This is a genomic window from Caldicellulosiruptor sp. F32 (assembly GCF_000404025.1).
GTDB classification, from domain to species: Bacteria; Bacillota; Thermoanaerobacteria; order Caldicellulosiruptorales; family Caldicellulosiruptoraceae; genus Caldicellulosiruptor; species Caldicellulosiruptor saccharolyticus.
Window position 1 is genome coordinate 49,998 of the sequence record NZ_APGP01000083.1, and the last position, 26,983, is coordinate 76,980.

At 34.4% G+C, this 26,983-nt stretch carries 28 protein-coding genes; 8 read left to right on the forward strand and 20 right to left on the reverse strand.

The features are described 5' to 3' along the window. Positions 1 to 17: 17 nt before the first annotated feature. The 6 genes from H964_RS07650 to H964_RS07675 all read right to left on the reverse strand — a co-directional run bounded on the left by H964_RS07650 (position 18) and on the right by H964_RS07675 (position 7,058). On the reverse strand, positions 18 to 305 hold the full coding sequence (locus H964_RS07650; RefSeq protein ID WP_011916320.1) for a hypothetical protein: 288 nt from the start codon (positions 303 to 305) through the stop codon (positions 18 to 20). 74 nt (positions 306 to 379) lie between these two features. Further along, positions 380 to 2,608 carry a Mur ligase gene (locus tag H964_RS07655; protein WP_237738240.1) on the reverse strand — a complete coding sequence of 743 codons (2,229 nt, stop codon included), beginning with the start codon at positions 2,606 to 2,608 and terminating at the stop codon, positions 380 to 382. A gap of 106 nt (positions 2,609 to 2,714) precedes the next feature. Beyond that, positions 2,715 to 3,410 carry a GntR family transcriptional regulator gene (locus tag H964_RS07660; RefSeq protein WP_011916318.1) on the reverse strand — a complete coding sequence of 232 codons (696 nt, stop codon included), beginning with the start codon at positions 3,408 to 3,410 and terminating at the stop codon, positions 2,715 to 2,717. Positions 3,411 to 3,442: 32 nt separating this feature from the next. Further along, the gene (locus tag H964_RS07665; protein ID WP_011916317.1) at positions 3,443 to 4,450 is read right to left on the reverse strand and encodes an isocitrate/isopropylmalate dehydrogenase family protein; all 1,008 of its coding nucleotides are present in this window, start codon (positions 4,448 to 4,450) and stop codon (positions 3,443 to 3,445) included. Positions 4,451 to 4,536: 86 nt separating this feature from the next. Next, on the reverse strand, positions 4,537 to 6,468 hold the full coding sequence (locus H964_RS07670; RefSeq protein WP_011916316.1) for an aconitate hydratase: 1,932 nt from the start codon (positions 6,466 to 6,468) through the stop codon (positions 4,537 to 4,539). Between the two features lie 149 nt (positions 6,469 to 6,617). Then, a complete protein-coding gene (locus H964_RS07675) occupies positions 6,618 to 7,058 on the reverse strand; it encodes a DUF4830 domain-containing protein (protein WP_039766295.1) in 441 nt (146 codons plus the stop codon). A gap of 209 nt (positions 7,059 to 7,267) precedes the next feature. Between H964_RS07675 and H964_RS07680 the strand changes: the two genes are divergently transcribed. The 3 genes from H964_RS07680 to H964_RS07685 are packed head-to-tail and all read left to right on the forward strand — an operon-like array spanning position 7,268 to position 9,194. After that, on the forward strand, positions 7,268 to 7,705 hold the full coding sequence (locus tag H964_RS07680) for an ATP-binding cassette domain-containing protein (protein WP_237738241.1): 438 nt from the start codon (positions 7,268 to 7,270) through the stop codon (positions 7,703 to 7,705). Beyond that, positions 7,702 to 7,908, forward strand: coding sequence for a hypothetical protein (locus H964_RS13005; protein WP_237738242.1), 207 nt, complete (start codon positions 7,702 to 7,704; stop codon positions 7,906 to 7,908). The genes H964_RS07680 and H964_RS13005 overlap by 4 nt, the downstream gene beginning before the upstream one ends. 11 nt (positions 7,909 to 7,919) lie before the next feature. Then, positions 7,920 to 9,194, forward strand: a complete 1,275-nt coding sequence (locus tag H964_RS07685; RefSeq protein WP_039766298.1) for a hypothetical protein — start codon at positions 7,920 to 7,922, stop codon at positions 9,192 to 9,194. 68 nt (positions 9,195 to 9,262) lie between these two features. On the opposite strand, the gene H964_RS07690 is transcribed toward H964_RS07685, so the two are convergent. From H964_RS07690 to H964_RS07740, 11 genes are all read right to left on the reverse strand, one after another. Continuing rightward, positions 9,263 to 10,660: a 2-isopropylmalate synthase gene (locus H964_RS07690; protein ID WP_039766300.1), complete on the reverse strand. Its 1,398-nt coding sequence runs from the start codon at positions 10,658 to 10,660 to the stop codon at positions 9,263 to 9,265. A 183-nt stretch (positions 10,661 to 10,843) separates the two neighbouring features. Then, the gene (locus tag H964_RS07695) at positions 10,844 to 12,136 is read right to left on the reverse strand and encodes a DNA recombination protein RmuC (protein WP_039766302.1); all 1,293 of its coding nucleotides are present in this window, start codon (positions 12,134 to 12,136) and stop codon (positions 10,844 to 10,846) included. Positions 12,137 to 12,262: 126 nt separating this feature from the next. Next, on the reverse strand, positions 12,263 to 13,150 hold the full coding sequence (locus tag H964_RS07700) for a PSP1 domain-containing protein (protein ID WP_039766304.1): 888 nt from the start codon (positions 13,148 to 13,150) through the stop codon (positions 12,263 to 12,265). Between the two features lie 5 nt (positions 13,151 to 13,155). Continuing rightward, positions 13,156 to 14,118, reverse strand: coding sequence for a DNA polymerase III subunit (locus H964_RS07705; protein ID WP_039766306.1), 963 nt, complete (start codon positions 14,116 to 14,118; stop codon positions 13,156 to 13,158). 16 nt (positions 14,119 to 14,134) lie between these two features. Further along, a complete protein-coding gene (locus H964_RS07710; RefSeq protein WP_039766310.1) occupies positions 14,135 to 14,581 on the reverse strand; it encodes a YaaR family protein in 447 nt (148 codons plus the stop codon). A 29-nt stretch (positions 14,582 to 14,610) separates the two neighbouring features. Then, entirely contained in the window at positions 14,611 to 14,940 is a 330-nt protein-coding gene (locus tag H964_RS07715; protein WP_011916307.1) for a cyclic-di-AMP receptor, read from the reverse strand. Between the two features lie 39 nt (positions 14,941 to 14,979). Beyond that, positions 14,980 to 15,603: a dTMP kinase gene (gene tmk, locus H964_RS07720; RefSeq protein WP_051109319.1), complete on the reverse strand. Its 624-nt coding sequence runs from the start codon at positions 15,601 to 15,603 to the stop codon at positions 14,980 to 14,982. After that, positions 15,590 to 16,954 (reverse strand): aminotransferase class I/II-fold pyridoxal phosphate-dependent enzyme, encoded by a 1,365-nt coding sequence (locus H964_RS07725; RefSeq protein WP_039766345.1) that lies wholly within the window; start codon positions 16,952 to 16,954, stop codon positions 15,590 to 15,592. Before H964_RS07725 ends, tmk begins: the two co-directional genes overlap by 14 nt. Continuing rightward, on the reverse strand, positions 16,935 to 17,492 hold the full coding sequence (locus tag H964_RS07730; protein WP_039766316.1) for a FumA C-terminus/TtdB family hydratase beta subunit: 558 nt from the start codon (positions 17,490 to 17,492) through the stop codon (positions 16,935 to 16,937). Before H964_RS07730 ends, H964_RS07725 begins: the two co-directional genes overlap by 20 nt. An 89-nt stretch (positions 17,493 to 17,581) precedes the next feature. Beyond that, complete coding sequence (locus tag H964_RS07735) at positions 17,582 to 17,755, reverse strand: indolepyruvate ferredoxin oxidoreductase subunit alpha (RefSeq protein ID WP_011916303.1); 174 nt, start codon at positions 17,753 to 17,755, stop codon at positions 17,582 to 17,584. A gap of 603 nt (positions 17,756 to 18,358) precedes the next feature. Next, the gene (locus H964_RS07740; protein ID WP_039766319.1) at positions 18,359 to 18,745 is read right to left on the reverse strand and encodes a BlaI/MecI/CopY family transcriptional regulator; all 387 of its coding nucleotides are present in this window, start codon (positions 18,743 to 18,745) and stop codon (positions 18,359 to 18,361) included. A 270-nt stretch (positions 18,746 to 19,015) separates the two neighbouring features. On the opposite strand from H964_RS07740, the gene H964_RS07745 reads away from it, so the two are divergent. The 5 genes from H964_RS07745 to H964_RS13020 all read left to right on the forward strand — a co-directional run bounded on the left by H964_RS07745 (position 19,016) and on the right by H964_RS13020 (position 24,039). Beyond that, positions 19,016 to 19,783 (forward strand): hypothetical protein, encoded by a 768-nt coding sequence (locus H964_RS07745; protein ID WP_039766322.1) that lies wholly within the window; start codon positions 19,016 to 19,018, stop codon positions 19,781 to 19,783. Between the two features lie 910 nt (positions 19,784 to 20,693). Next, complete coding sequence (locus H964_RS07750) at positions 20,694 to 21,299, forward strand: TetR/AcrR family transcriptional regulator (protein WP_011916300.1); 606 nt, start codon at positions 20,694 to 20,696, stop codon at positions 21,297 to 21,299. Positions 21,300 to 21,488: 189 nt separating this feature from the next. Further along, on the forward strand, positions 21,489 to 22,412 hold the full coding sequence (locus H964_RS07755) for an FAD:protein FMN transferase (RefSeq protein ID WP_237738243.1): 924 nt from the start codon (positions 21,489 to 21,491) through the stop codon (positions 22,410 to 22,412). Then, positions 22,409 to 22,909 (forward strand): 4Fe-4S binding protein, encoded by a 501-nt coding sequence (locus H964_RS13010; protein ID WP_011916298.1) that lies wholly within the window; start codon positions 22,409 to 22,411, stop codon positions 22,907 to 22,909. Before H964_RS07755 ends, H964_RS13010 begins: the two co-directional genes overlap by 4 nt. A gap of 128 nt (positions 22,910 to 23,037) precedes the next feature. Next, positions 23,038 to 24,039 carry an FMN-binding protein gene (locus H964_RS13020; protein ID WP_011916297.1) on the forward strand — a complete coding sequence of 334 codons (1,002 nt, stop codon included), beginning with the start codon at positions 23,038 to 23,040 and terminating at the stop codon, positions 24,037 to 24,039. Between the two features lie 70 nt (positions 24,040 to 24,109). Here the strand turns inward: H964_RS13020 and H964_RS07770 are convergent, their stop codons facing one another. From H964_RS07770 to H964_RS07780, 3 genes are read right to left on the reverse strand one after another with little or no spacing between them, the layout of a single operon-like run. Further along, the gene (locus H964_RS07770; protein ID WP_011916296.1) at positions 24,110 to 24,871 is read right to left on the reverse strand and encodes an aminotransferase class IV; all 762 of its coding nucleotides are present in this window, start codon (positions 24,869 to 24,871) and stop codon (positions 24,110 to 24,112) included. Positions 24,872 to 24,889: 18 nt separating this feature from the next. After that, positions 24,890 to 26,218: an aminodeoxychorismate synthase component I gene (gene pabB / locus H964_RS07775; RefSeq protein ID WP_011916295.1), complete on the reverse strand. Its 1,329-nt coding sequence runs from the start codon at positions 26,216 to 26,218 to the stop codon at positions 24,890 to 24,892. A 7-nt stretch (positions 26,219 to 26,225) separates the two neighbouring features. Beyond that, positions 26,226 to 26,792, reverse strand: a complete 567-nt coding sequence (locus tag H964_RS07780; RefSeq protein ID WP_011916294.1) for an anthranilate synthase component II — start codon at positions 26,790 to 26,792, stop codon at positions 26,226 to 26,228. Between the last annotated feature and the right edge of the window lie 191 nt (positions 26,793 to 26,983).

Consider the following 26,983-nt stretch of genomic DNA (forward strand, 5'->3'; position numbering starts at 1 on the left):
AATCAACCGTCAAAAATTTACTCACCGTTTGCCTGGGTCAGCCACACATGCGCAAGCTCAAGTGCCTTGTACAAGTTGTCTGCTTCACCTTTTTTAACAACCCTCTCTTTTACAGTAAGTTTTGGGTTGTTTATCTGAAGCTCAACAGAAAGTGGTGATGAGATTTTATAACCCTTGTACTCTTCAGTTCCCAAAACTACAAGCACAGCTATAAACTTATCGTTAGGCCGTCCGTAGTGAATGAGATTATTTTTTATCTTGTAAACCTCTCTACCTCTATATTTAAAAATCTCAGGTAGTTTCATGGCAAAATCATCTCCTAACAAGTTTTTTTACAAAATCCCCATAGTGGATATGATACTAAACTTAAAGTCTTATTTCAAGCATTGTTAACAAAATTCTTTTTACGCCTTGCTAAACTTTCCCGTATTTCGAATGTTATATCCTTATTAAGAGGTTCTGGAAGGATAATAAAAACGCCTTCGCCCTTTTTCGCTTTTCTCATGGCCACAGAAATCAGTGCTATAACATCTTCAAAAACCTTTATATCCTTGTAAACAATCCTTTCTCTATCTTCTACAAAATCTATTAAATCCTTTTTAGTACTATCACATACAAATAAAAGCTTACAAATCCCTATCTGCTCAAGATTTTCGATAACAATCTTGACATGTTCCTTTTTTTGAATATCGTCAATTATAACTTTAACCCCATTGATATCAAAGATGTTAAACTTACCAGGGTTTTGATGAGAGTCGTTTTTATACTCAATCAAGAACTTGTAAATGATCTCAGGATCAACACCGAAAAAGTAAAGTGCTGCCACAACTTGCAGGATATTTTCTATTGCAAATTTGAGTTTCCCATCATATGAATACGGAATTTCTTTTATGCTACAAAATTCAAATGTTTCTCTCCCATCAAAGATTATAATTGAATCATCTTCAAGATACACACAAGGTTTTTTCAATTCAATATGAGCCTTCAGGTCAGGATGGTCAAATTTAGCTGAAGTAAATACAATTTGGCACTTTGCTTTGCTACTATAGAGGTATTTAAAAGGGTCGTTTATGTTTAAAATAAGGTATCCATTTTCTTTTATACTTCTTGAAAATAGTATATTTCTTTCTATTTGATTTTCATTTAAGGTATTTGCTATTATTCCTATGCATGGTTCAACCTCTATTTCTTCAATTTGATCTGAGGGATTGAACTCAATCAGTTTTACATCTGAGGTATCAGAAATATTTCTAAGATAAAAATTGTTTATATCAAAGTCTATTGTAGTCTCAACACCGCATCTTTGCAAAATATATCTTATAATCTGGAGAATTGTGCTTTTTCCAAATGTTCCTGAAACAGCAATTATCGGTACAGACGGGTTTGGCATTTTTTCAAAGTATACATCCAGGATTGCGCCATATACATCAACATTGCAGTTTTGACAAAATACCCTCAAATCGGCGTTCGTCTCTATATCTACAATATAACCACCAATTGTTGTATATGGCAAAGAGATATTCTCTGTTACAAAGTCCAAAACTGCAAACTGGTAACCAAATTTTTGTACAACATTGCAAAAGAGCTGCTGATTTGTACATGCTACCTGCTCTGTTACATCCTCTACAATACATCCATTTTTAAAATTTGTGGCCTCTTTTAAATATATACTCATTCCCCTTGGTAAAATGTCATACAGATTAAAACCCTGTTTAAGTATATTCTTCTGAATCTGTTTATTTTGCCTCTCTGCCTCACTTAGAAGCTCTAAAATCTTCTTTTTTCCATCTCCTATAATATAAGGCGATATCCTTTTTATAGCAGCAACCATCCTGCCATTTACAACCAAAACCTTGTAACTGTTTCCCAAGACAAACCTCTCTACCACTACTCTGTTTTCAAAGTTTTTTATTGTATTGAAAGTCTCTATTGCCTGTTGGTTTGTTCTTATATTTATAAAATTTGGTGAATTCTTACAACAACCTTTTATTGAAAGAGGAAAACCAAGTTCTTTTACTGCTTGCACAAGCTCATTTTGTGTAAATACAACTCTGAACATTGGAACCGGAAAACCATTTGCCTGCAAGACTCTCTTTTGCAGCTCTCTGTCAAAAGACAAACTCAATTGAGCAAAGTCATGATCACTCAAAAGACCTGAAAAAACCTTCGCCCACTTCCCTTCACCCAATACACATGTGTCTGTATAACCAATCCTTGTAAATCTTATACCTCTTTTCTGGCATGCATTTTTCAAAAGCCTTGTATTAGGACTCAGCTCTGTCTCAATTGTGAGCTTTTTCAGTTTCAAGATCTTATCCTGACAATCCTCAATTTTTAAATTATTGTTCACAGCTTCAACAGCAAGTTCTATTACTTGAGAAATTACCTTTGGATTGTCATGTTCAATAATCACTTTTATCTTGTCTACCTCTTTTATACAGTCATAAAACTCAATCAGGTTATACCCAATCAAATTTTGAATCTGGATACAATAGGTTGCAAACTTCTGTGCCTTTTCAATATCGCATTTGACATCTACCACAGCCACTTTTTTGTCAGAATAGATATTCTTATTGTTGTAAACCTTTATATTTTCTATCTTCATCATAGGTTTTAAAAATCTTTTCTCCTTTTTTACATTAATTTCTATATTCAGTATTTTTCCCTCTTCAGAAGAGGATGATACCTCAAAAAAAAATAGCAGGGAAGAGTCCCTACTTCCCTGCCACAGTCTTTTCTTCCATCTTTTTCTGTTCAATCAGGTTTTTGGCTGCGTTCTTTACATGAAGCTTCATATACTCCTCAGCCTTGTCAGGGTCTTTATTTACAATTGCCTCAAATATGAGCTTGTGCTCTTCCATAGCCTCTTCAAGCCTACCGGGTGTTTCAAATGACGTTGCTCTTGCTCTTATAATATAGCTATGAAATGTTGACAAAACATGCTCGAGCGGTTTGCTTTTAGAGGCCTTGTAAATAAGCTGATGAAACTGTGAGTCTGTTTTCATCACCTTTGGAATATCTTTTTTTCTTGTATAAAGCTCCATAAGCGTAATTATCTCTGTCAGCTCATCTTCTTCGTCTTTTGTAATCTTCTGGGCCGCCCAGCGTGCAGCAAGTCCATCTAAAAGCATCCTTATTGTGTATATGTCCTCTATGTCTTGAGCAGTAACACCAGCAACAAACGCACCTTTGTGAGGTATAGAATACACAAGCCCTTCAAGCTCAAGCTGGCGCAGGGCCTCTCTTATAGGTGTTCGTGAAACACCAAGCTCTTCTGCAAGTTTTACCTCAACAAGAGGGTCGCCCGGTTTTAAAATACCCATTAAAATCCTTTCTTTGATGATCTCAAATATTTTTTCATAAAGTGGTGAATATCTACTTTCCCTCTCATCTGAATGATTGTAAACCATCCAAAATCACCTTCATAAAAGAATTTAATTTTTTATAGTCTTTCCATCTCACGAATAACAGCATCAGCAAACTCTTTTGTACCAGTTGAACCGCCAAGGTCATATGTAACCTCTTTCCCTTCTTTTATAACTTTAGCCACTGCCTTTTCAACTCTGTCAGCAGCTTCAAGCTCGCCTAAGTACCTCAGCATCATAACACCAGAGAGGATTGTTGCGGTCGGGTTTGCCATGTTCTGTCCTGCTCTTTTTGGGGCAGAACCATGAATTGGCTCAAACACTGCCCCATCCTCTCCAATGTTAGCACCTGGTGCTATCCCTAAGCCCCCTACCAAGCCTGCTGCCAAGTCAGAAAGAATGTCACCATACATGTTTGGCATAACTAAAACATCATAGTTTTCTGGACTTTGAACAAGTTTCATGCTCATCGCATCGACAATCATGTCTTCAAACTCTATATCAGGATAGTCTTGAGCTACCTTTCTTGCTACATCCAAAAATAGGCCATCTGTGAGCTTTTGGATGTTTGCCTTGTGAACAGCTGTAACTTTTCTCCTTCTTTCTCTTCTTGCAAGCTCAAAAGCATACCTTACAATCCTCTCGCTTGCCTTTCTTGTTATTATTTTAACACCAACTGCTGCATCATCGCCTGCCATGTACTCAATGCCTGCATAAAGGTCTTCTGTGTTCTCTCTGACAATTATTAAATCTACATTGGTATACCTTGCTGGAACACCTTCATAAGACTTCACTGGTCTTACATTTGCATAAAGATTTAGAGCTTGACGAAGAGCAACATTTACACTTCTAAAGCCTGTCCCAACAGGTGTTGTAATTGGCCCTTTTAATGCAACCTTATTTTTCTTTATACTCTCAAGGACATAGTCTGGAAGTGGTGTGCCATGCTCTTGCATAACCTTTTCACCTGCTTCAACAACTTCCCATTCAATTTTCACACCAGATGCATTCAAAACTCTTCTTGCAGCATCTGTCACTTCAGGCCCTATTCCATCGCCAGGTATAAGAGTAATTGTATAGCTCATCTGTCATCCTCCTCAAAGCAAATTTTTAATTATATAGAGGGGACTTTGTATCCCCTCTTCTTAAAAATTACTATTTACTATACTTTTTAGTTCATCCCTTTTGCCTTTGTCAGGTTCAAAAGACCTCCATGTAAAATCATCTGACGTTGTCTTTCTGTGAGATTCAAAACCATTCTATACTTCAAGCCCTTTGTGACATTTTCTATTATCAGCACATCACTCTTCTCAATCTGATCTCTTGCATTTTCAATTTTTAGCTCATCCATCTCTTCAATTGTATCATAATCGTTCGGATTTTCAAACACCATAGGAATAATTCCGTTGTTAATTAAATTTGCCATGTGAATTCGTGCAAAGCTCTTTGCTAAAACCCCTTTAATTCCTAAATAAAGCGGAACAAGTGCTGCATGCTCTCTTGAGGAGCCCTGACCGTAGTTTACTCCACCAACAATAAAACCGCCACCATTTTCGCGCGCTTTCTTTGGAAAATCCGGGTCACATGGTGTCAAACAGTAGTCAGACAAATATGGGATGTTTGACCTGTATGGCAAAAGCTTTGCGTTAGACGGCATAATATGGTCTGTTGTAATATTGTCACCAAGCTTTACCAAAACTTTGCCAACTACTACCTCTGGTAGTGGCTTTCCTTGTGGGAATGGCTTTATATTTGGTCCTCGTATAACCTCAACTTCATCTGGATTTTCAGCAGGTGGTACTATCAAGTTGTCATTTATAAGAAAGCTTTTTGGCATCTCAACCTGAGGTTCATCGCCCAAGGTCCTTGGATCTGTGATGTAGCCTGTTATAGCTGATGCTGCAGCAGTCTCAGGTGATACAAGATAAACCTTTGCAGAAGGTGTTCCGCTTCGACCTTCAAAGTTTCTGTTAAATGTTCTGAGTGAAATTCCATTTGTCCTTGGTGCTTGACCCATACCAATACATGGACCACACGCACACTCTAAAATCCTCGCCCCAGCTGAAACCAAAGACGCTAAAGCTCCATTTTGTGAAAGCATGCTCAAAACCTGTTTTGAACCTGGTGATATAACAAGTGATACATGCTCAGCAATTGTCTTTCCTTCTAAAATCTTTGCAACCTTCATAAGATCTTTGTACGATGAGTTTGTACAACTTCCAATTGCAACCTGGTCAACCTTTATACCTTTTAGCTCACTCACAGGCACAACATTGTCAGGGCTGTGTGGACATGCTGCGAGCGGCACCAAGCTTGACAAATCTATCTCAATCTCCTCATCATATACAGCGTCAGGGTCTGGTAAAATTTCAACAAAGTCTTTTTCGCGACCTTGAGCTTTCAAAAACTCATATGTTATTTCATCAGATGGAAAGATTGATGTTGTTGCACCAAGCTCTGCACCCATGTTGGTGATTGTTGCTCTCTCCGGAATTGACAAAGTTTTTACACCTTCACCTGTGTATTCAAAAATCTTGCCAACTCCGCCTTTGACAGTAAGCCTGCAAAGAAGCTCTAAGATGATGTCCTTTGCGGAAACCCAAGGCTGAAGTCTTCCTTTTAGATTCACTTTTACAATCTTTGGCATAATAAAATAGTACTCGCCACCACCCATTGCAACCGCAACATCCAAGCCGCCTGCCCCAATTGCAAGCATACCTATTCCGCCAGCTGTTGGTGTATGGCTATCCGAGCCCAAAAGAGTTTGACCTGGTACCGCAAATCGTTCTAAATGAACTTGATGGCAGATTCCATTTCCAGGTTTTGAGAAGTAAATTCCATACTTTTTAGCAACCGTCTGTATGTATAGATGATCATCTGCATTCTCTGGACCTGTTTGAAGTGTGTTGTGGTCAATGTATGCAACAGACCTTTTTGTTTTTACTCTGTCAATTCCCATTGCTTCAAATTGAAGGTATGCCATTGTACCTGTTGAGTCTTGTGTTAAGGTCTGGTCAATTCTGATAGCTATCTCTTTTCCGGGTATCATTTCACCTTTGACTAAATGCTCTTTTATAATCTTCTGAGCAACACTCAAACCCATTGTGTTTTAAAACCTCCTGCCAACTTGATTTTGTTTTGGGATACCCTATATATTATATCATCAAAGTATACTTGTATACAAGATGAAAACAAAGTACCATATTAACTTTTCTGCTCGAACGGTTTTTATTATTGAACCCTATCCCAATTCTATTGGTTTATACCAAATGTTGTTCTCAAAAGAGTAACGTACTCTTCGTTTTCAGTTTCGTCAAGAAAGCTGCCAATTATTTTACTGCCGTCTATACACAAAATATAAGTGCCTGCGTCTTTTCCATCTTTTTCGACACAATAACCGAAAATAGTTAAAGTTTTCCTTTTATACGCCTCAAGCTCAAATACTTTAATTAACCTTTTTATTTTAGAATGCCTTTCAAATTGAGAAAGATTTTTGGGCAAAACAATTTTATATTCAAATCCACTATTCACCTCTATAGCATAACCTTTTTTCTTGACAAAATCTGCTGCAATTTCAGCAGTGTCTCTGCTATTTTTGTTACTTTTCCAAATTCCACATTCTAAAACTATAATAAGTACAATTCCAATCAACATTATACAACTTAAACTAATCCACACCTTTGACCTTTTCATTTTCCATCACTCCAAAAATCTATAATTTTCTTTACATTATCACAAGAGTTATTATTTGTCAATATTATCATTGTAATATTTTGAAACATTTGCACTCCTTAAGTGAAAAATATTTGATAATTGTATCTTTGTTTGGTATAATATAGAAGAAATTAAATAACAGAATTGGTTAAATACATAGATTTTTTGCTTTGAAGAAGGCTGAAAAAATGGAAAAAAGGATGCTATATAAATCTTTTAATCTGACAAAATCTTTTGGAAAAAAGGTTGTATTTGAAAGGTTGTCTTTTGAGATATTTGAAGGTGAGTGTGTATTGATTGAAGGGCCAAATGGAACTGGAAAGACAACCCTGTTAAATATACTATCAAAATTTGATATAGACTACCAAGGAGAAGTACTTTTCAGAGGAGTTGACCTTAAAAAAGAGAATTTAAAGGATTTGCCGATTTCTTTTTTACCAGATGAACCTATTTACTATGAAGCACTTACAGTAAAAGAGCATATGAAGCTGGTTGCAATAACGTATGGATATTCAAAAAAAGAAGCACAGTCACTTATTGATTCTATCTCTGTCGTTTTAGATTTAAAAACTATCACAACTTCTTTCCATCTTGGCTCTCTAAAGGAACTAAACAGAAGTTTATGATAGCTCTAAGTCTTTTGAAAAGATTTGATGTTTACATTGCAGATGAGCCTTTCGCTAATTTAGACTCAAAAACCATTTTGACATTTTGTGAGATATTAGAAACACTAAAAAAATGTGGGAAAACTATTATTTTGACATCGCATCAAAAAAATGAGTATTTGGAAAAATTTGTTGACAGAAACATTATTTTAGCGAAAGGATGAAACCTAAAAAGATGATATTTACAATACTCAAAGCAGAAGTAAGGGATACTTTTCAGCTATATAAAAAGTTTATGAAAAATTATCTTCCTGCGGGACTTGGAGCAATCTTTATACTTGCAGCATTGCCACTCGTGTTGCCTTCTACAGATTTATATGTTTTAATTCTTGCATTTGAAAAATTTCTTATAATTTTAAAGTCAAATGCCATTTTGCAAATGCTTGTTTTGGTAGCTTTCTTTTTCTTAAAAACTTTGACGTCTAAAATAAGTACACTCTGTCCTCAAACTCCAAGTATCAAAATCTTTTATTATTCTACAAACTGGCTTTTGTTTAGAGTATTACTGTCAGTGATATATAAGATAATTAAATTGGCTCTTTTTTACTTTATTGTATATTTCTTTACTCTCTATTTCTTTGACTTTTTCACAAATAAAGAGATGATTGTTTTTCTATGCAGTTTCACAAAAAGATTCTTTTTTGCTTCAATTTGTGCTGAGTTTATAATATTCTTTAAATCATTTTATATTAGTAAAAATAGGAAAAGCATTAAATTTTTATTTGTCATTATAACCATATTAGGTTTCATACATAGGCTTGAGTGGTTAGTAGCAGTTTTATTTGTACCTCTGATATTTTTGCATCAACATTGGGATTGCAAAAAAATTACAGAGTTAGGCGCTATCATGTATAAAATTAAAGTCGGATTTGCAAATGGCAATTTTAATTATTTAACTGATTATAGCTGGAGACTTTATAGCTTAATCACCCCAAGTTTGCAAAAAAGCTTTGAAGTGTATATGCCAAAGATATTTGCTTCAATATATAAAGATTTAATCATTATCAAAAGAACATCTCTTTCGCAGGTAATAATGGCATTAATTATTGCTGTGTTTTTTGGTTTTGCTTATAGATATTTTGGACAGTATAGAGAAATAATTTTCCTACTTCTGCAGATTTTTGTAATCTTTTTTATGAAATTTTTGCCTGCAAACCAGTACGATTTAAAAAAAGATGTTTTTTATTTTAAAAATCTACCATCTTATAAATTCATAACTCCTTTGCTTGCATGCATTTTTTCTTTTTTATTGTACCTTCTTTTTGTGATTGTGTCTGGTAGTTTACAATACAAATTAATTCTTTTACTGTTCGTCTTGCTTTTAACAAACTACCTCGCCCTTTTGTCAGTAAGTCATAAAAGCAAATTTAATCTTTCATCAGTTGCTGAGTTAGGAGTTTATATATTTCAGTTTAAGATTATCGAGATGTTTTTTACTCCCATCCTGTAATTTTATATAAAAAGCTGGCAGTTTAATGCTGCCAGCTTTTACATTCTTAACATCTATAAGCCTATTAATCACTTCACCCTACTCTCATGCATCTTAAATAACTCTGGCATGACCTCACGTACTACCATTTCAAGCTCGTCATCACCAATAACAGTTGTTCTACCGTTTTCGTACTCTTTGTCAACCCACTCTTTTATTTTAGCCACTCGTGGGTCACGCTTGTCAATCCTCTGGTCGCCCTCAAGCCTAAAGTAAGTGTTAATCCATGCTGCAATACCAGCAAGACCTGAGTGTGCGTCAACTGCAATGACAATTGGCCTGTTTAAAATCTTTTTTGTATCAAAGATGTTGTAAATCTCCTCATCTTTCAAAATACCATCTGCGTGAATTCCTGCCCTTGTTGCGTTAAATGCACGACCAACAAACGGTGTTCGAGGTGGAATCTCATAGTCAAGCTCTTTTTCAAAGTAGTCTGCAATCTCTGTGATAACCTCAAGCCTCATGTTCTTTGTTGTACCACGAAGCTGAGCGTATTCAATTACCATAGCCTCCAAAGGCGTATTACCTGTTCGCTCGCCGATTCCCAAAAGTGAGCAGTTAACAGCAGACGCACCATATAGCCATGCAGTACCTGAGTTCACAACAGCCTTGTAAAAGTCGTTGTGACCATGCCACTCAAGCCACTCAGAAGGAACCTCTGCATAGTGTCTAAGTCCATAAATTATGCCTTGAACACTTCTTGGCAGTGCAACCCCTGGGTATGAAACACCAAGCCCGAGTGTATCACATGCCCTGATTTTAACCGGCATGTTTGCCTGTTTTGCAAGTTTCATGAGCTCATTTGCAAACGGCACAACAAAGCCGTAAAAGTCTGCTCTTGTAATATCTTCAAAGTGGCAGCGTGGAATTATGCCATTTTCAAGCGCCGCCTCAACAATTGAAAGGTACATCTCCATTGCCTGTTTTCTTGTCATGTTGAGCTTTTTGAATATGTGATAGTCTGAGCAAGATACAAGTATACCCGTCTCTTTTATACCCATTTCTTTTACAAGTTGGAAATCTTCTTTTCGTGCCCTAATCCATGAAGTAACCTCTGGATAGCGATAACCTCTTTCCATACATTTGATTACTGCTTCTCTATCCTTCTTAGAGTACAGGAAAAACTCTGTCTGCCTGATGACACCAGAGTCATTGTCAAGCTCATGTAGATAGTCATAAAGCCTCACAATCTGCTCAACTGTATAAGGTGATCTTGCTTGTTGACCATCTCTGAAGGTTGTATCTGTTATCCATATCTCATCAGGCACAAACATAGGAACATGCCTGTGATTGAATGCTATCTTAGGAATTTCTGTATATGGAAAAATATCTCTGTAAAGGTTTGGCTCTGAAACATCTTGGAGTGTATATTTATACGCTGCCTGCTCAATCAGATTTGTCCTTGGGTTAAACTCTACTTTTGCCATAAACTTACCCTCCACATTGTATATATGTATACAATTTTGTTTATGAAATATATTATATTCTACTTTTGCATTTTTGGCAATAGCATATTGCAAAACTTTAAGGTAGGCAAGAGTATATTTTAAAATATGAACTAAAATTTTGCAAGATGTAAATTTTGAGTCTTCATAAATGGAATTATTTTCTTACTGTTCTTCTTCAGTTTCATCACTATACAACACTTTTTGTGCAGCCTCATCAGAAGAAAGGCTTTCGACGTTTTTAAGCTTCCTTTCGATAGTCTTCGTCTTTCTTGCAGCAGTGTCTATTGTATCCTGAGCTTCAAGAAGCTTCTTTTTGACCTTCTCTAAAACCTCTCCAAACTTTGAAAACTCAGTCTTGACAGCTGACAAAAGCTCCCATACCTCGCTTGTTCGCTTTTCAATAGCAATAGTCTTAAACCCAAGCGCAAGGCTATTTAGGATAGCAGATATTGTTGTTGGCCCAGCTATTATGACTTTATATTCTCTCTGGACACACTCAAAAAGCCCAGGAATTCGCAAAACCTCTGCATAAAGTCCTTCAGTTGGCAAAAACATGATTGCAAAATCGGTTGTCCTTGGCGGGTCTATGTATTTTTCCTTAATTGTCTTTGCATTCTGTTTTATGCTGTTTTCAAGCTCTTTTGAAAACTTCGAAATCTCGTCAATATTGTTTTTCTCCTGCGCCTCAAGCAGACGCTCATAACTCTCAATGGGGAATTTGGAGTCTATAGGAAGGTATATAAATTCATTTTCATTTGAATTCTTAGATGGAATCTTAATAGCAAACTCAACCTGCTCTTGTGTATGAGGTTTTATCCTCACATTTCTCTCATATTGAGAAGTATCCAAAATCTGGTCTATAATGTTTCCAAGTTGAATCTCACCCAAAGTCCCACGCACTTTTACATTGCTCAAAATCCTCTTGAGGTCACCAACACCGTTTGCTAAGGCCTGCATCTCACCCAGTCCTCTATGGACAAGCTCAAGACGTTCTGATACAAGTTTGAAAGACTCACCAAGCTTGGCTTCTAACGTCTGTTGGAGGTGACTATCTACTGTCTGACGAATCTGCTCAAGCTTTCTTTCGTTCTGTTCTTGAATTTGCAAAAGTTTTGAATCCACTTCTTTTCTTATTGTTTCAAGCTTTTCTTGGCTTGTTGTTGTAAGGTTTAAAATTTGGTTCGAGAACGAATCAAACTGCGATTTCTGAAACGACGAAAAGTCAGAAAACCTGCTCATTAGAAGGTTGCCAAAAGAGCTGATTGTGTTTTGAACCTCGCTTCTATTTTGCGAAATCTGTTCAAGAGTGAGATTTTGAAGCTTGTCGAGCATTTTTTCAATGCTCTCAAACTTTTCTTCTGCTCTTGTCTGAAAAGAGGAGTTTTTTATACTAAATACTAATACGATATTCACAACAAGAAGGATTATTACAACCAACAAAAGAGCAATTTCCACCGTTGAAATCCCCCCTCAAAACAAATTTAAAAAACGGGCTGCCTTTTTTACAACCCCATAGCAAGCAGCCCACTTTTGCTAAAGTGTCAAAAACTCATATTATCTAATCTCTCTCAACAAAAAGGCTTACTCTTCTAAATCCAAGAGCTCTTTTAGTTCATCGTCATCAAGTGCAACCATTGGTTGTTGAATCTTTTTGGTGTCTTTTATAATCTCAAACTCCCCAACAGAGTACTCTTTTACCTCAACATTCTGCTGCTCATCCTCAAATCTCACCTTAACCTTCTCTTTTAAGACATTTACCTCAACAACCTCGCCCTCGCCATCAGCAGTTCTCACAATTGCACCAATGCCAGGAAGTCTTAGCATAGCCTCTTCATAGAATTTTTGCTCATATGTCAGGCAGCACATAAGCCTTCCACAAAGCCCAGAAATTTTTGCAGGATTTAAAACAAGCCCCTGCTGTTTTGCCATCTTAATTGAAATTGGCTGAAATTCACAAAGGTGTGTTGCACAGCATACCTCTCTTCCGCACGGACCCAAACCGCCTCTGAATTTTGTATCGTCCCTGACACCAATCTGTCTTAATTCAATCCTTGTTCTGAAAACTGCTGCAAGGTCTTTTACAAGCTCCCTAAAGTCAACCCTCCCCTCTGCTGTGAAATAGAAAAGTAGTTTGTTGTTGTCAAACGTATACTCTGCATGAAGTAGTTTCATTGGAAGGCCGTGTTTTTTGACCTTCTCTTTACAAATCTCAAGCGCTCTAGCAGCCTTCTCAATATTTTCCTGAGCCTTTTTATAGTCCTCTTCTGTTGCCTTTCGCACAACCTTTTTAAGAGGCTGAACTATCTCCTCATCAGGCACTTCTCTTTTCTCTATCATAACTTTACCCATCTCAATCCCACGGACAGTCTCAACAATAACATCATCGCCTGCTTTTAAATCTATATCATTTGGGTCAAACCAATATATCTTCCCTGCTTTTTTGAATCTCACTCCAACAACCTCTGCCATAATTTTTAGCCTCCTGATAGTTTTAAGAAAATCATGTCAAGCACATTGTCTGAAATAACATTTGCGTCCGGATATTTCTCTAAGATCATAAAATCTTGTAAAAGTTTGTATATATGACTAATTGTATGTTTGTTTGAAAACTCTATAATCTTTTCCAATTTGTCTGTGTTTGTAATGAGTTCAATACTCTTTGTTTTTTTATAAAAAAGTGCGTCTCTTAAAAAGTATATAATGTTTTCAAACAAAAATTCAAAGTCGTTCTTTAGCTTCTCAAAATCACTTTCGAATTCCTTTATCAAGTCAAAACTTGCCCCATCATAGCAAAGGAGTTTATCAAAAATATAGTCTCTTTTATTTTGAACTTCTTTGTTATAAAAATCAAGAGCAATTTTAGGATTTCCTTTGCAAAGTTTAACTATATAGTCTTTTGGCTCAAGACCATTTTGTTCTAAAATCTTTGCTATTTCAGACGCAGAATATCTCTTGAAAGAAAGCACAATAGACCTTGATAGTACTGTCGGTAAAAGCCTTTCAATGTTGTTACATGTGATTATAAAAAGTGCATAAGTAGGAGGTTCTTCTAAGGTCTTCAAAAGAGCATTCTGGGCACTTATTGAAAGCTCTTCACCCTCTTCAATTATAAATACTTTTTTATCGGAAAAAATAGGACCCCTTGACAAGTCTTTTATAATCTCTCGGATGCTCTCAACAGAAATCTCTTTTTTATCTTCTTGCCTTTTTATAATGTGAAAATCTGGATGTGAAGAAGCCTCAAAAAGACGGCAAGATTTACAAGCACCACAAGAAGACTTATTCTCGCATAGAATGTGTTTTGAAAATACCCTTGCTAAGAGCTTTTTGCCAAACCCTTTTTCACCTTCGAATATATAAGCATGAAAAGGGTTTTTAAGTGCTTTTTTGAGCGTAAATACAATTTCCTTTTGACCGACAAACGTATCTAAATTCATTTTCTGTCCTCACCTGCTACATAAATAAATCTATCAAAAGTCCTTTTATCTCACCAACATATGATAAAACCTTTATATTATTAGCTTCTTTTTTGATAATCTCTTGTGTTAGCAAATCCATTTTCTCGTCAATCTTCTTAACTATTCCAAATATTTTGTGCCTGCCTTTTTTGCCAAAAAGGCTTTCTTTGAAATATTCATGAGAAGAAAAAACTGTATACGACAAGAGCTCTTTTATGGATTTTTTATACTCTTTTAAAGTCGTCAAATCCATCTTTTTTGCAAGGCTTTGACCAAGAGAATCTATCTTTTCTATAAGCTCTTTTATTCTGTTTATTAATTGATCCCTTTCAAGTTGCTTTACATATCCTAAAAAAGACTCTTGCTTTCTTTCCACCTTCTTAGGGTCTTGAAAAAATGTTACATTAGATATATTGTTTCTTTTTACATCTTCTATTCTCATATTCATATCTCACTTCTTTTTCTCAATTTTTAAACCTTTTCAAACCTCTCAATGTTGAGGACAAATATTGTCGCACCACCAATTGTTATTTCTATTGGGTATGGAATGTACACACCTGCTGAAGGATTGTTTGTAACAGGTGATGAAACAATCTGTTTTCTTGTTTTGCATTTTTGGGAAATTATATCAATCACTTCATTTACCCTATCATCATCTATACCTATTAGCAGAGTGGTATTGCCAGAGCGAAGAAAACCGCCTGATGTTGAAAGTTTTGTTGCCATAATCCCCTCTTTTTGAAGACTATCCAAAAGCCGTCCCACATCCTCATTCTGAACAACCGCAACAATCAGCTTCATCTTCTTTTCACTCCTCTCAAGCTATTTTGAAGGCTATTTTTACCTCTTTTTTAAAAGATCATCTATCACCTTGCGCACCTTTTCAAATACATCCTCAACTGTCCCCTCTGCTTCAATATTTACACACTTTTCAAACATCTTTGAAACTTCTTTAAAACCATTGTAAACTTTTCTGTGAAAATCAAAATTTTCTGTGTCAAGCTTGTCGTTCTTGCCAGCCATTTTGAGTCTTTGCAGAGCAATCTCTGGACTTAAGGTTAAAATAATGTACAAATCAGGTTTTATTCTCTCTTCAAAAATAGAGTTAAGTTTTATTATATTCTCAACTCCAACTCCTCTTACGATGCCTTGATATACAATGCTACTTAAAATGTACCTATCACAAATGACAACATACCCATCTTCAAGCGCGGGAATCAAAACATTTTTTACATGCTCATTTCTGTCAGCTGCAAGAAGCAAAGCCTCAGTTAGCCCATCCATTTTGTACGCAGGGTCCAAAAGAAGCTTTCTTATTCTAAACCCTACTTCTGTTCCGCCCGGCTCTCTTGTTGTGACAACCTTGTAGCCATTTTCCTTGAGATATTTTTCTACTTTCAAAATCTGAGTGCTCTTACCAGAACCGTCGTTCCCTTCAAATACAATAAACTTACCTTTCATCAACTACATCAACCTCATTTTCTTCTATAAAATCCTTTCCCAAAACTTCTTCGAGATATTCTATTATGTCTTTATCTATAACCTCACCCTCAGCTATCACAGGATAGCCCGGTGGGTAAGGAATGATTGCCTTTGCACATATAAACCCATCTGCGCTTTTTATCTTTATCCTTGTCTTTTTATAATCATCTATCTCGTAAATCTTCAAAACCTTTTTTGGCCTTGGAGGCAAAGGAAATGGTTTTTTCTGTATCTTCCCCTTTTTCTTTATTATATCATAAAAAAAGTTTTTTAAATTTTCAAAATTAGAGAAGCTATCGATAATCGAAAAATAAAACAAAATTCTTCTTCTATCAATTGCCTCTGGTACAATGGAATATCTTGAAAGAAGCATTTTTATATCTCTAACATCATGTCCTAATTTGCCAAAGTCAAAAAGAAGTTTTAGTATATCTATATTTTTAAATCGGTAGTTTGTATACTCTAAAATTGGCAAAAAAAGTTCTCTCAGCTTTTTCTCAAGCTCATGATAGAGAGCTTCCCCAAATTTTTTGGAAAATTCTATACCATACTCACTCCAAAGCACAAGGACATATGATGGGCTTGTTGTATGAAGGCAAGCAAGCATCTCATTTAGTTTTTCATTGTCTTCTAAATTTGACAAAAACAAAGCTGACTGGTTTGGGCAGGGTAAGGTTTTGTGAAGGCTTATAATACAGATATCTGCCCCTTCATCTAATGCTGTTTCTTTCCCTACAAATTTATAATATCCCCCATGCGCTTGGTCTACTATTAGTTTTTTGTTATACTTCTTTGTAAGTGTAGAAATAGCTTTTATATCCTGATTTATCCCATAATATGAGGGTGAGGTTATTATTACAATCTCTGATTTTGTTTTTTTCAAAGCCTCTTCAAGTTCTTTTTCATCAATATATGTATAAATTCCAAGTAGCGAATCATACTTTGGATAGATATACTCTATATCAAGCCTCAAAATCCTTGCGATATTGTAGATGCTCTTGTGCGCATCCCTGTTTATAAGTATGTTCCCAAAAGGCTTTGAAAATGCTACAATTGCCGATTGTAAAAGGTGGGTTGAACCCTGAAGAGATAAAAAAGAGTACCTTGAGTTAAAAAAGCTGTTTATGCTTTCTAAAAATTCCTTGATATAGCTTTGAGGATTCAAAAGGTCATCTGTGTAGACTGTTTCTGTAACATCAAAATACGGATAGGCATTTTTAATGCCATCGGGAAAAATCTCTTCCATACCTTTGTGCCCTGGCATATGAAGGCGCTGGAAATTGTAATTTTTAAGGCTATTAAAAACCTTCAAGTTATTTAAGATTTCTTGCATACTTTCTCGGTCCAATCTCATATATATCTTCTCCTTGCGAATCTACTGCAACAACACATGGCAAAGCCTCAACCTCAATCTCTCTTATTGCCTCAGGTCCAAGGTCTTCAAACATCAAGATTTTTTGGGATTTTACACAGCTTTGAATTAAAATAGCAGCTCCACCAAATGTGGCAAGGTAGATTGCACCGTAGCTTTTTATCGCTTCCTTTACCTGCGGACTTCTTTTACCTTTTCCTATTAAGACTTTGACACCAAGCTTTAAAACTATAGGTGTGAAAATATCCATCCTACCTGCTGTGGTAGGTCCACACGGCCCGATTACCTCACCCGGCTTTTCCGGACATGGCCCCATGTAGTAAATAGCACCGTTTTTAAAGTCAATGGGAATATCTTCTCCCCTTTTGAACATATCAATGAGCCTTTTGTGAGCAGTATCTCTTGCAACAAAGAGCCTACCACTGACCAAAACCTCTTGTCCTACCTTAAAGCTTTTTATTTCCTCTTCATTTGTAACTGGTATGTAAAGCCTCTTCAACTTTTGCTCAACCTTTCTTTTTAGGTTATGTAAATAAGTTAAAGACCGGGCAAGCAAAATTTCTACCCGGTCTTCCTCATTGAAAAAGATTACTCTCTTGGCTTTGGAGCATCAACTGGACATACATTTGCGCATGCGCCACATGAAATACACTCTTCCTCATTAATTACATACTTGCCCTCGCCAGGTGATATGCACTGAACTGGGCATTCGCTCTCGCATGCGCCGCAAGAAATACAATCGTCTGTGATGTAATATGCCATTTTATCTTTGCCTCCCTTTTTGAAAATAAAGTTCACTTCTATAATAATACCACGATTTTAGAATTTTTAAAATAGATTTTTTGAATATATCCCAAGTTTGTAATTTTTATAGTTATCATTTCATTATATTTTCTCCTTTGTCCCCTCAAAGGAAGTGTGATAATAATGAGAAGAACTAAGATAACTATTGAGAACGTCTTGGTTTTGTTTTGAAAAAGACTTTTTGGGACATTTTTCACTCCATTGATTCTTGACTATTTAACTACTTTAATGTACCAATCTGTTTTCATTTAAACAAACTGTTTTTTGTATCCACTATTTTGAATGCTTATCTTCTATGATATAACCTATTTTAGCTACCATCCCCAAAATACTTCCTGTCAAAAATCTGCTAACTATTAGGAAAAAAGCTAAAAATAATGCATTAAGTAAATACATGTGGTGAAAAAAAATATTGTCAAAAATAAAAACAAGTTGATAAAGAAAGACTAATAGATAAAGGTTACTAACAAAACATTTTTTGTAATAAGTCTTAGCTTCATTTTAAATCTTACCTTCTCATCGACAACTAAAATTTTACTAAACTAAAATCTAATCATACTTCTATTTCTCTTCCTTCCCCTCTAAAAGCTTTTTAATTTCCTCAAGCTCTTCTTTTGATATCTGCTCATCCTCTACAAAGCTCGCAACAAGACGTTTTAGTGACCCGTTGTATAGTTTTTGTAAAAAGTACTTTGTCTCCTCTTTCCTGTACTGCTCCTCTGTTACAAGTGGATACAACTTCTTTGGAAAACTGTTTTCGTCAGCCCCTATTGCACCTTTTTTGATTAATCTTCCTATCAATGTGTGTATAGTCTTTGGATTCCAATTAGTCTTTGGCCTCAAAACTTCTATAATCTCTGGAGATGTGAGGGGAGATTTTTCCCATAAAACCTTCATCACCAAAAACTCTGCTTCTGAAACCTGCGGGATGTTCTTCTCTTTTCTCATTTTTACATCTCCTCCTTTTTTGAAAATTTGATTCTTAAGTTTATCTTTGTAATCCTTAATTACTACATTACACCTTTAATCTTAAATTGTCAACTAAAATTTGAAAGAAAGTGAATAGGTTGCCTTGTTTTCTTAGCATTCTCCTTAGATTGTAAACAAAAATGTTAGATAAGAATTTGTGAAAGACTAATAATATTGACACGTAATTTATCTAAATGATAAAATAGTTTCGCTTGTTCAGAGAACCAATTTGTCTCTGTGGAGGAAACAATGAGAAAAGAGAAAGTGATTAAGATAAGCATTATTTTAATTTTAATTATTGCAGTAGTACTTATTATTAATTTTGTACCTACATTCAAACTAAAAACAAAAAATATGAAATTAATAAAAGGAAATTGGTTAGAACTCTATTATGAAAAAGAAGAAGCTGCAGCTTTAGATGCTTTTAATTACGCTGAAAAGAAAGCAGAATATTTGTGTAAAAAATTAGCTCTTAAGCAAAAATACAAAATAAAAGTCTTTATTTATGATAAACAATCTACATTCCAAACAAAAAAATATGGACTTGTCGCTCTTCTTCTAAATCTTGATTGGTATATTGGTGATAATGTTGGTTCTACAGTAATACTGACTTCCCCTGCTAATCCAGGGAAAGTACATACTTATGAAAGTGTGAAAGAAACACTTCCTCATGAAATGGTCCATGCTTATCAATATTTGATTAATCCAAGAATGAAGAAGTGGTTGAAAGAAGGCGTTGCACTGTATCTTACAAATGGAGGACAATTGAAAAGGGGGGATTTACAAAGACTAAAAATACCTACATATGAAGACATTCAGACAGAAAACCCTGTGAAGTTTGCAAATATAAATGGATATACTTTTGCTGATAAATATATTGAATATTTAGACAGAAAATATGGATGGAGCAAAATTTTACAACTAATTAAAACCAATGACTGTAAAAAAGTGTTTAATAAAACAGCTAAAGAAATATACAATGAATGGGTTGAATATCTATATGCTTACTATAATTAACCGCTGTCATCAATTCCTATGTTGTAAACTTAAAAGTCAGACGGCAAAGATATTATCCCATTCTTTTTTACTATTATCTTTATTGTATTTAAGGATTCTCTTTGATGTATATTATCAAATAATATCTACAAAATCTCCATAAACATCAAATGTATCAGGCCCTTCTGGTGTTTCTTTTCTTATTGCATCAAATATAACCAATTCCATTATCTGAAACGGGGAGACAGACTATAGCCTTTAGAGTTTGCTTTTCATTAGTCTCGTTTGTTTTTAAATTTTAGTCATATGCTTTTGTGCTACTTAGAGTTGCTGAAAATTTCGAAGAATAAACTTAGATAATAGTACAAAGCAAAACAGCAATTAATACCTACCTTCGATATCTCATCAAATAGCTTTCTTTCCTAATAATTTAAATCTTTATTGATTTTTCTTTTATACTATGTTTTATTCTATTAAGAAATTTTATACAAGAATATATAACACAAAATGGCAACTTCCAGCTTTTCTGCAGGGAAGCTGAAATATATTGTCAACTAATATCACACTCAGTTCGCCGTCTTAATCAAATTACAATTTCCAGTTCATTTTAAAAAAGTGTTGCATTTAATATTGCAATTTAGATCCAAATTTTTTAAGCTGCTTTTAGAAAAGTCAGCACTGCTATCAAACCTTAGAGATAAACTTAGTCAAGAATTCTTTTTAATTTCTAATTTGCAAATATCAATATAAACAATGCAGTGAAAAAATTTTGTGGAGCTTTGATTTTCACATGCTACACAAATGCACCTCCTAAAAATTCCCTATACACTTTTGACACTATCCTGTAGAAGTTGAGATTTTACATATTCAAAGAATTAGGTTATAATTTGATTAGGCAAGTGTTAAAAATCTTCAAAGAAAGGGATAATCAATGTTTCTCAAAAAAGAAGTGAGAAAAAGAGAACAAAAAAAATTGATAAAAGAAAATAGGCTTTTAGAAGCAGCGTATAATTTGTTTATTGAAAAAGGAATTACAAATACAGCAATAGACGAAATCGTCAAAAAGGCAGGAGTGGCAAAAGGCACTTTTTATCTTTACTTCAAAGATAAGGAAGATATTCTTGAAAAACTCATTTTGAGAAAAAGTGCTGAAATTGTAAAGAAAGCGTTGGCAGAAGTTGAGGATAAAGACTTTCCATCTCCTGTTGACAAATTTTTGTTCTTTTTAGAGTACATAATTGATTACTTAAGTAAGAACAGATTTCTATTTAGATTTTTGAAAAAAGATTTTTCGTGGGTATTTTTTAAAAAAATTACCGACAATGAGGAATTTTCTGAAATAAAGCTGGCTAAAGAGATGCTATTAAAAAACATAAAAACAAACTATTCAGAAGATGAGCTTGAAATAGTTGTTTTTATGATTCTTGAGCTTGTTAGCTCAATCACATACTCAAGTATTGTAAAGGAAGAGCCTGCTCCAATCGAAAAGGTAAAGCCTCTTCTTTTGGCTACAGTTCGAAAAATTCTTGAAAATTGATTTTTACATTTTCTTAATCTCTATTCACAAACTTTTCACAATTTATTCACACACCCTCTCTCTTTTTGTCTTATAATTGATATCACAAAAACAATCAAAAAAGGAGTAGAAAAACAAGAAGATGTCTCAAGCAGTGTCTTTCAAGGCCGAACATCCAACCATAAAATCCTTTTTGCACTTGGTACAGATATAAATTTCATATTTTATGGAGACAATTTTGAAAATGCATTAAATGAAGCAGTCGAATTCATTTATCAAACAGAAGCTAAATTGTCAGTATTCAAACCAAAGAGCGAAATATCAAAACTAAATAGATTTGGAAACTATTTTTCAATAAAATTGAGCCCAGAAGTTTATCAGTTGGTTGAAAAGGCAGTTGAATACAGCAAAATAACAGATGGGTATTTTGACATTACAGTAAAAAACCTTGTAGATTATTGGAAAAATTTCCAAAATAAAAATCAAATACCTTCAAAAAACCAAATTGAAGAAGTCCTTTTTTCTGTAGGATTTGAAAATATAAGTTTTTTGCCAAATTATAAGATAAAATTAAAAAACAGTGCAAAGCTTGATTTAGGTGCTATTGCAAAGGGATTTGTTGCTGACAAAATTAAGGAAATATTCAAGAAACATAGCATAAACTCTGCAATTGTTGACTTAGGCGGCCATATTCTTGCACTTGGTAAAAAAGAAGAATTGTCATGGAAAGTTGGCATACAGCATCCCACAAAAAATAGGGGTAAAATTGTGGGAATTATTGAAACTTTTAATACTTCTATAGTTACATCAGCAAGTTATGAAAGGTATTATAACATTCATGGCAAGAAGCTTTCGCACATAATAAATCCAAAAACAGGCTATCCAGTTAAAGATTATATTGCAAGCGTTACAGTTATTGATAACAACTCAACATTTGCTGACGCAATATCCACTGCATTTTATGCAATGGGTCTTAAAAAAGCAATAAATTTTATCCAGGATTTTAAAACTATTGACGCGATTGTAATTACAAACTCCAGAGAAATTTATCTAACTCCCAAGCTAAAAGAAAGATTTACCTGTACAGATAATTCATACAGAGTAATATCTATAAATGAGGTGATAATACTGTGAAAAGAAAAATTTTACCAACGCAAGTTATAAGATTTTTTGTTCAGCTTTTTTCTTTGCTATTTTTTCCTATGTCTTTTGCAATATTGCTGTCTCAGATAAAAAGTCTGTATTTAGCTATTATAGGTAAAGAAACTTTTAACTGGAATTCAAATTTCATTTTTTTAATTGTAACAGTAATTGTAACCATTTTCTTTGGCAGATTTTTCTGTGGCTGGATATGCGCTTTTGGAACAATTACTGAATGGACAAACCTTCTTTTTAGAAAGCTCTTTAAAATTAAATTTGAGATGCCAAGAAAAGTTGACAAAGCTTTAAAAGGCTTAAAATACATTGTACTTATTTATCTTATCATTTTTATCTGGACTTTTGGAGACAAACAACTTCCAGACCCATGGGATGCTTTTGACAATCTCGTTTCTTTGAACTTTAATATTTCTCTCTATTTAGCAAACTTTGTCTTTTTGTTATTGATACTCTTTTTTCACCATTTGTTTTAAAACCATACTGCAGATATTTTTGTCCACTTGGTGCAGTTTTTAATATCATATCAATGACAAGATTAGCATTTGTTAGAAAGAAAGAGAAAAATTGCGGTCAATGTAGAATATGTGAAGTTTCTTGCCCAATGGGAATTGAAACTGAAAATGCAGAGAAGTACAAAGGTGAGTGTATATCTTGTATAAAGTGTGTTGAAATCTGCCCGCGTTACAATATGCAGTTGAACTTTGCAAATCAGCCTGTCAACCCAAGATATACGAGCAGCTTAACAGTTGCAGGGCTTTTTGCAGTATTTTCTGCTCTGAGCTTTTTGCCCAGTGCAAAAAAGATTGATACAGCAAAATACAATGCAATACCCTCTTTTGCAGATGAAGATTATCAAACTGATGAAGAAAATGAAAATATTAATTCTTCAGATAATAAACAAGTTGAAACTCAACAAGATTATCAAGCAGAAATTGCCCAAAACAACAGCCAAGAAGCAAATACTTCTCAAAATCAAATATCTGACCAAGCTCAAGAAAATGCCATGACATCAAAATATCAGCAAAACCAAAGTGCTGCTGAAAGCTATAACAGTACTGAAACTAATCAAAAAAGTGCCAATGTACAGTCTAAAACTTTTGAACAAGCTGCAGAAAATAGTCAAAAAACAAGTCTTGAGAAAAGTCAAGGCTCTGTACAAAATTCCACTTATCCTGTGTCATCTTCTAACAGCTCAGATGAATCACAGCAGGAAAACGTGCAAGCAAATTTATCAAATGCAACTGAAACAAGCACTCAAAATTTTAAGGTTTCGAATAATACTTCAGAAACTCCCAAAGGTATATCTAAAATATATAAAGATGGTACCTACACAGGCGAGGGGTTTGGCTACAGACCTGGGCTTGTTGTTGAGGTCACAATTAAAGATGACAAGATAACAAAAATTAAAATTGTATCTCATAATGAAACACAAAGCTTTGCCCAGCTGCCATTTGAAATTATTCCTCAGGAGATTATTCAAAATCAGTCTACAAATGTTGACATAGTCTCTGGTGCAACAAGAACATCTTATGGAATAATCATGGCAGTTGAAGATGCTTTAAATAAGGCAAAGATTGAAAATGAATCGAGTTTGCAAAATTAGATATAAATGTTTTTTGTGTTATAAACTAATAGCTACCCGCATAGGTTATAGACTTAAAGGGTGGCTTTTTTTATTTTACATGCCAAGGTCTTTTAAAATATTCATATTCTGAAATGGTATCAGCAAATTCTCTGCTTGCAAATTCAAACTTATCAATCCTTTTTACAGGAAAAACTCCTGCAACACTACTTGTTATAAAACACTCATCCATTTTTGAAATGGCTTCTAAACTCAAAAACTCTTTTTTTACTTCATAACTTACCTTCTCTGCTAATAAACACACCTTTTTTCTCATAATTCCGGGCAAAAGCCCGCATGACAAGTGAGGGGTATATAGGGTAAAACCTTTTCTGAAGAATATATTTGCAAACGCAGCTTCGCAGATAAAACCTTGGTGGTTTAAAAATAAGCAGCTGTCAAATCCCTTCTTTTTTGCCCAAATTTCTTCTATAAAATTTATACCCATGTTATATGTTTTGATATAGTTCAAAATATTCTTTGAATCTTTTCTTGACCTTGCAACTATCAAACTTAAGCCCTGGGTAAACAATTCATTTGTATATCTTATCCCTTTTTCTTCAATCATCAGGGTATTTTTGTAATATGTTACTCTAATCGCACCAAATCTTTTGGAAGATGACAGGATAAAATCAAGCACCTTTTTTTCAAAGTCTTCATACCTAATTTTGCAAGGCAGATTTAAAATCCAAAAAGCTCTTTTAAGTCTTATAAAATGATCATATAAAAAGTGAGGGATGCCCTCTTGATAATATATTGTTTCAAAGGGCAAAAGTCCAAATTTGAAGCTATCAAAATTATCTGAAAAAAGCAAATTTAAACTTCCCCCATTTCAAATATTTTCTATAAACTCTCTGCAGCCTAATATCTCAAAAAATGGTTTTCCCTTGTACAAAGTCTCTTTGTACTCCTCTTCCTCATCAGAATCCCACACAATTCCGCCACCGACATTAAAATAGCTACTTTCGCCTTCTAAAACCAGAGTTCTTATTGCAATGTTAAAATCCATATTGAAATTATTTGCTATATAACCAATAGAACCAGTGTAAACTCCTCTTGGGTCTTTTTCAAGCTCTTCAATTATCTTTATCGCATTTAATTTTGGTGCACCTGTGATAGACCCACCCGGAAATGTAGCTTTAATTATGTCAGAAAGCGTGACCCCAGAGTTTATTTCACCTTTTATTGTTGAAACTAAGTGAAATACACTTGAGTAGCTTTCTACCTCAAAAAGTTTTGGCACCTCAATTGACCGGGGTCTGCAGACTTTTGCAAAATCGTTTCTTTCAAGATCTACAATCATCAAAAGCTCTGATCGGCATTTTGTATCATTAAAAAGTTTTTCTTTTAAAAGCTTGTCTTCATCTGCACTTTCACCTCGCCTGATTGTACCTTTAATAGGCTTTGTTATAATCTCAGAGCCTCTTTTTCTCAAAAAAAGCTCAGGAGATGTTGAAATTATGCTTGCATTTGGCAGTTTTATGTATGCATGGTATGCACCAAAGTTTCTGTTTCGCAAACAAAAGTATAAATAATCAGGGTCAAACTTCCCTTTGAACACAAAACGCTGTGAAAGGTTAACCTGATACACATCGCCTTCATAAATATATTCTTTAATCCTCTTTATACACTTTTTATATTCTTCTTTTTTAAAATTTGGCAAAACAGACAAGACAAACGGCTTTTCAAAATCCTTATAATGTGTACAATCTTTTTGTGCCCAGATAATCTCTTTTACTTTTTCTAAGTCTTTTTTCGAAGAAAGGTTTATATAAATCTCTTTGCAAAGATGGTCAAAGACTATAAAATCCTCATAATATCCAAAAAAGGCTTTATACACACAAGAAAAGTCTCTTTTTCTTTCAACTTTATATAAGTCAACACCAAAGTTGTATGAAAAATACCCTGCAAACCCACCATTGAAAATAAAATCTGAATCTTTTCTTCTCTTTGAAACTTCTTTTGAAAGCTTTTCTAAATATTCAAAGCTATCATCATGGTCATGGCATATAAAAACCTCTTTTGGTCTTAAAAATAAAAACGAATATCTTCCATAGCTTTTGTTATAGAGATTGCTCTCAAGAAGAATAGAAAAATCCTCTTTTAGATTAAAAAATACACAAAATGGCTCAGCAACATTACTTATTATCGGTATGCTCAAGAAATTTTCACCCTCTTAAAAAGTTTTTTATCATCAAAAGACCCTGTTCAGTTGCAATTGACTCTGGATGAAACTGAACACCTTCAATTTTGTAAAACTTATGCCTTATACCCATAACCTCACTGTCTTTCGTCTTTGCAGTGATTACAAGATCTGTATTGTCTATGCTACTTCTTTCCAATATAAGCGAATGATATCTTGTGACATTTAAAGGATTTTTCAATCCTTTAAAAATTCCTTTTCCATCGTGATCTATTGTATCTACAATCCCATGCATAGGTCTTTTTGCCTTTGTAAGCCTTGCACCAAAGTACATCCCTATTGCCTGATGACCCAAACACACCCCAAGAATCTTTTTGTTTTCTTTAAAGTTATCTATTATTTCGAATAGAATTCTGTCATCGTCAGGTCTTCCCGGTCCGGGAGACAAAACTATATATGTAGGGTTTAAGCTATAGATATATCCAATATCAATCTCATCTCTGTTTTTTACAATTGTCTTTTCACCTAATCTTAGAAAATAATTGTATAGATTATATGTAAACGAGTCAAAGTTGTCAATAATCAACACCATTTTTACCCCACTCTAAGAGTATCATATATGATACTTTATATCAAAAAAGTGCACTCTTGTAAACTTCATTTCAGCTATTGTATTATTAATGCAAGAAGCTTGATATCAAACGTTTTAAAATATTTGTAGTTTTGTGTAAAAATGAGCTATTCACAAATCAAAAAAAAGGATTATAATTTTTCTCACAGAAA

Excerpts from the sequence above, each read along its gene's own strand:
- H964_RS07710 (WP_039766310.1), bottom strand. The coding sequence starts at position 14,581 with ATGAGAATAGAAGATGTAAAAAGAAACAATATATCTAATGTAACATTT.
- H964_RS07660 (WP_011916318.1), bottom strand. The coding sequence starts at position 3,410 with ATGGTTTACAATCATTCAGATGAGAGGGAAAGTAGATATTCACCACTT.
- H964_RS07670 (WP_011916316.1), bottom strand. The coding sequence starts at position 6,468 with ATGGGTTTGAGTGTTGCTCAGAAGATTATAAAAGAGCATTTAGTCAAA.
- H964_RS13020 (WP_011916297.1), top strand. The coding sequence starts at position 23,038 with ATGGGAATTGAAACTGAAAATGCAGAGAAGTACAAAGGTGAGTGTATA.
- H964_RS07750 (WP_011916300.1), top strand. The coding sequence starts at position 20,694 with ATGTTTCTCAAAAAAGAAGTGAGAAAAAGAGAACAAAAAAAATTGATA.
- H964_RS07780 (WP_011916294.1), bottom strand. The coding sequence starts at position 26,792 with ATGGTGTTGATTATTGACAACTTTGACTCGTTTACATATAATCTATAC.
- H964_RS07650 (WP_011916320.1), bottom strand. The coding sequence starts at position 305 with ATGAAACTACCTGAGATTTTTAAATATAGAGGTAGAGAGGTTTACAAG.
- H964_RS07705 (WP_039766306.1), bottom strand. The coding sequence starts at position 14,118 with ATGAATTTAGATACGTTTGTCGGTCAAAAGGAAATTGTATTTACGCTC.
- H964_RS07735 (WP_011916303.1), bottom strand. The coding sequence starts at position 17,755 with ATGGCATATTACATCACAGACGATTGTATTTCTTGCGGCGCATGCGAG.
- H964_RS07715 (WP_011916307.1), bottom strand. The coding sequence starts at position 14,940 with ATGAAGCTGATTGTTGCGGTTGTTCAGAATGAGGATGTGGGACGGCTT.
- H964_RS07675 (WP_039766295.1), bottom strand. The coding sequence starts at position 7,058 with ATGAAAAGGTCAAAGGTGTGGATTAGTTTAAGTTGTATAATGTTGATT.
- H964_RS07740 (WP_039766319.1), bottom strand. The coding sequence starts at position 18,745 with ATGAGAAAAGAGAAGAACATCCCGCAGGTTTCAGAAGCAGAGTTTTTG.
- H964_RS07685 (WP_039766298.1), top strand. The coding sequence starts at position 7,920 with ATGATATTTACAATACTCAAAGCAGAAGTAAGGGATACTTTTCAGCTA.
- H964_RS07680 (WP_237738241.1), top strand. The coding sequence starts at position 7,268 with ATGGAAAAAAGGATGCTATATAAATCTTTTAATCTGACAAAATCTTTT.
- H964_RS07690 (WP_039766300.1), bottom strand. The coding sequence starts at position 10,660 with ATGGCAAAAGTAGAGTTTAACCCAAGGACAAATCTGATTGAGCAGGCA.
- H964_RS07655 (WP_237738240.1), bottom strand. The coding sequence starts at position 2,608 with ATGATGAAGATAGAAAATATAAAGGTTTACAACAATAAGAATATCTAT.
- H964_RS07745 (WP_039766322.1), top strand. The coding sequence starts at position 19,016 with ATGAGAAAAGAGAAAGTGATTAAGATAAGCATTATTTTAATTTTAATT.
- H964_RS07725 (WP_039766345.1), bottom strand. The coding sequence starts at position 16,954 with ATGCAAGAAATCTTAAATAACTTGAAGGTTTTTAATAGCCTTAAAAAT.
- H964_RS07665 (WP_011916317.1), bottom strand. The coding sequence starts at position 4,450 with ATGAGCTATACAATTACTCTTATACCTGGCGATGGAATAGGGCCTGAA.
- H964_RS07700 (WP_039766304.1), bottom strand. The coding sequence starts at position 13,150 with ATGGCAGAGGTTGTTGGAGTGAGATTCAAAAAAGCAGGGAAGATATAT.
- H964_RS13005 (WP_237738242.1), top strand. The coding sequence starts at position 7,702 with ATGATAGCTCTAAGTCTTTTGAAAAGATTTGATGTTTACATTGCAGAT.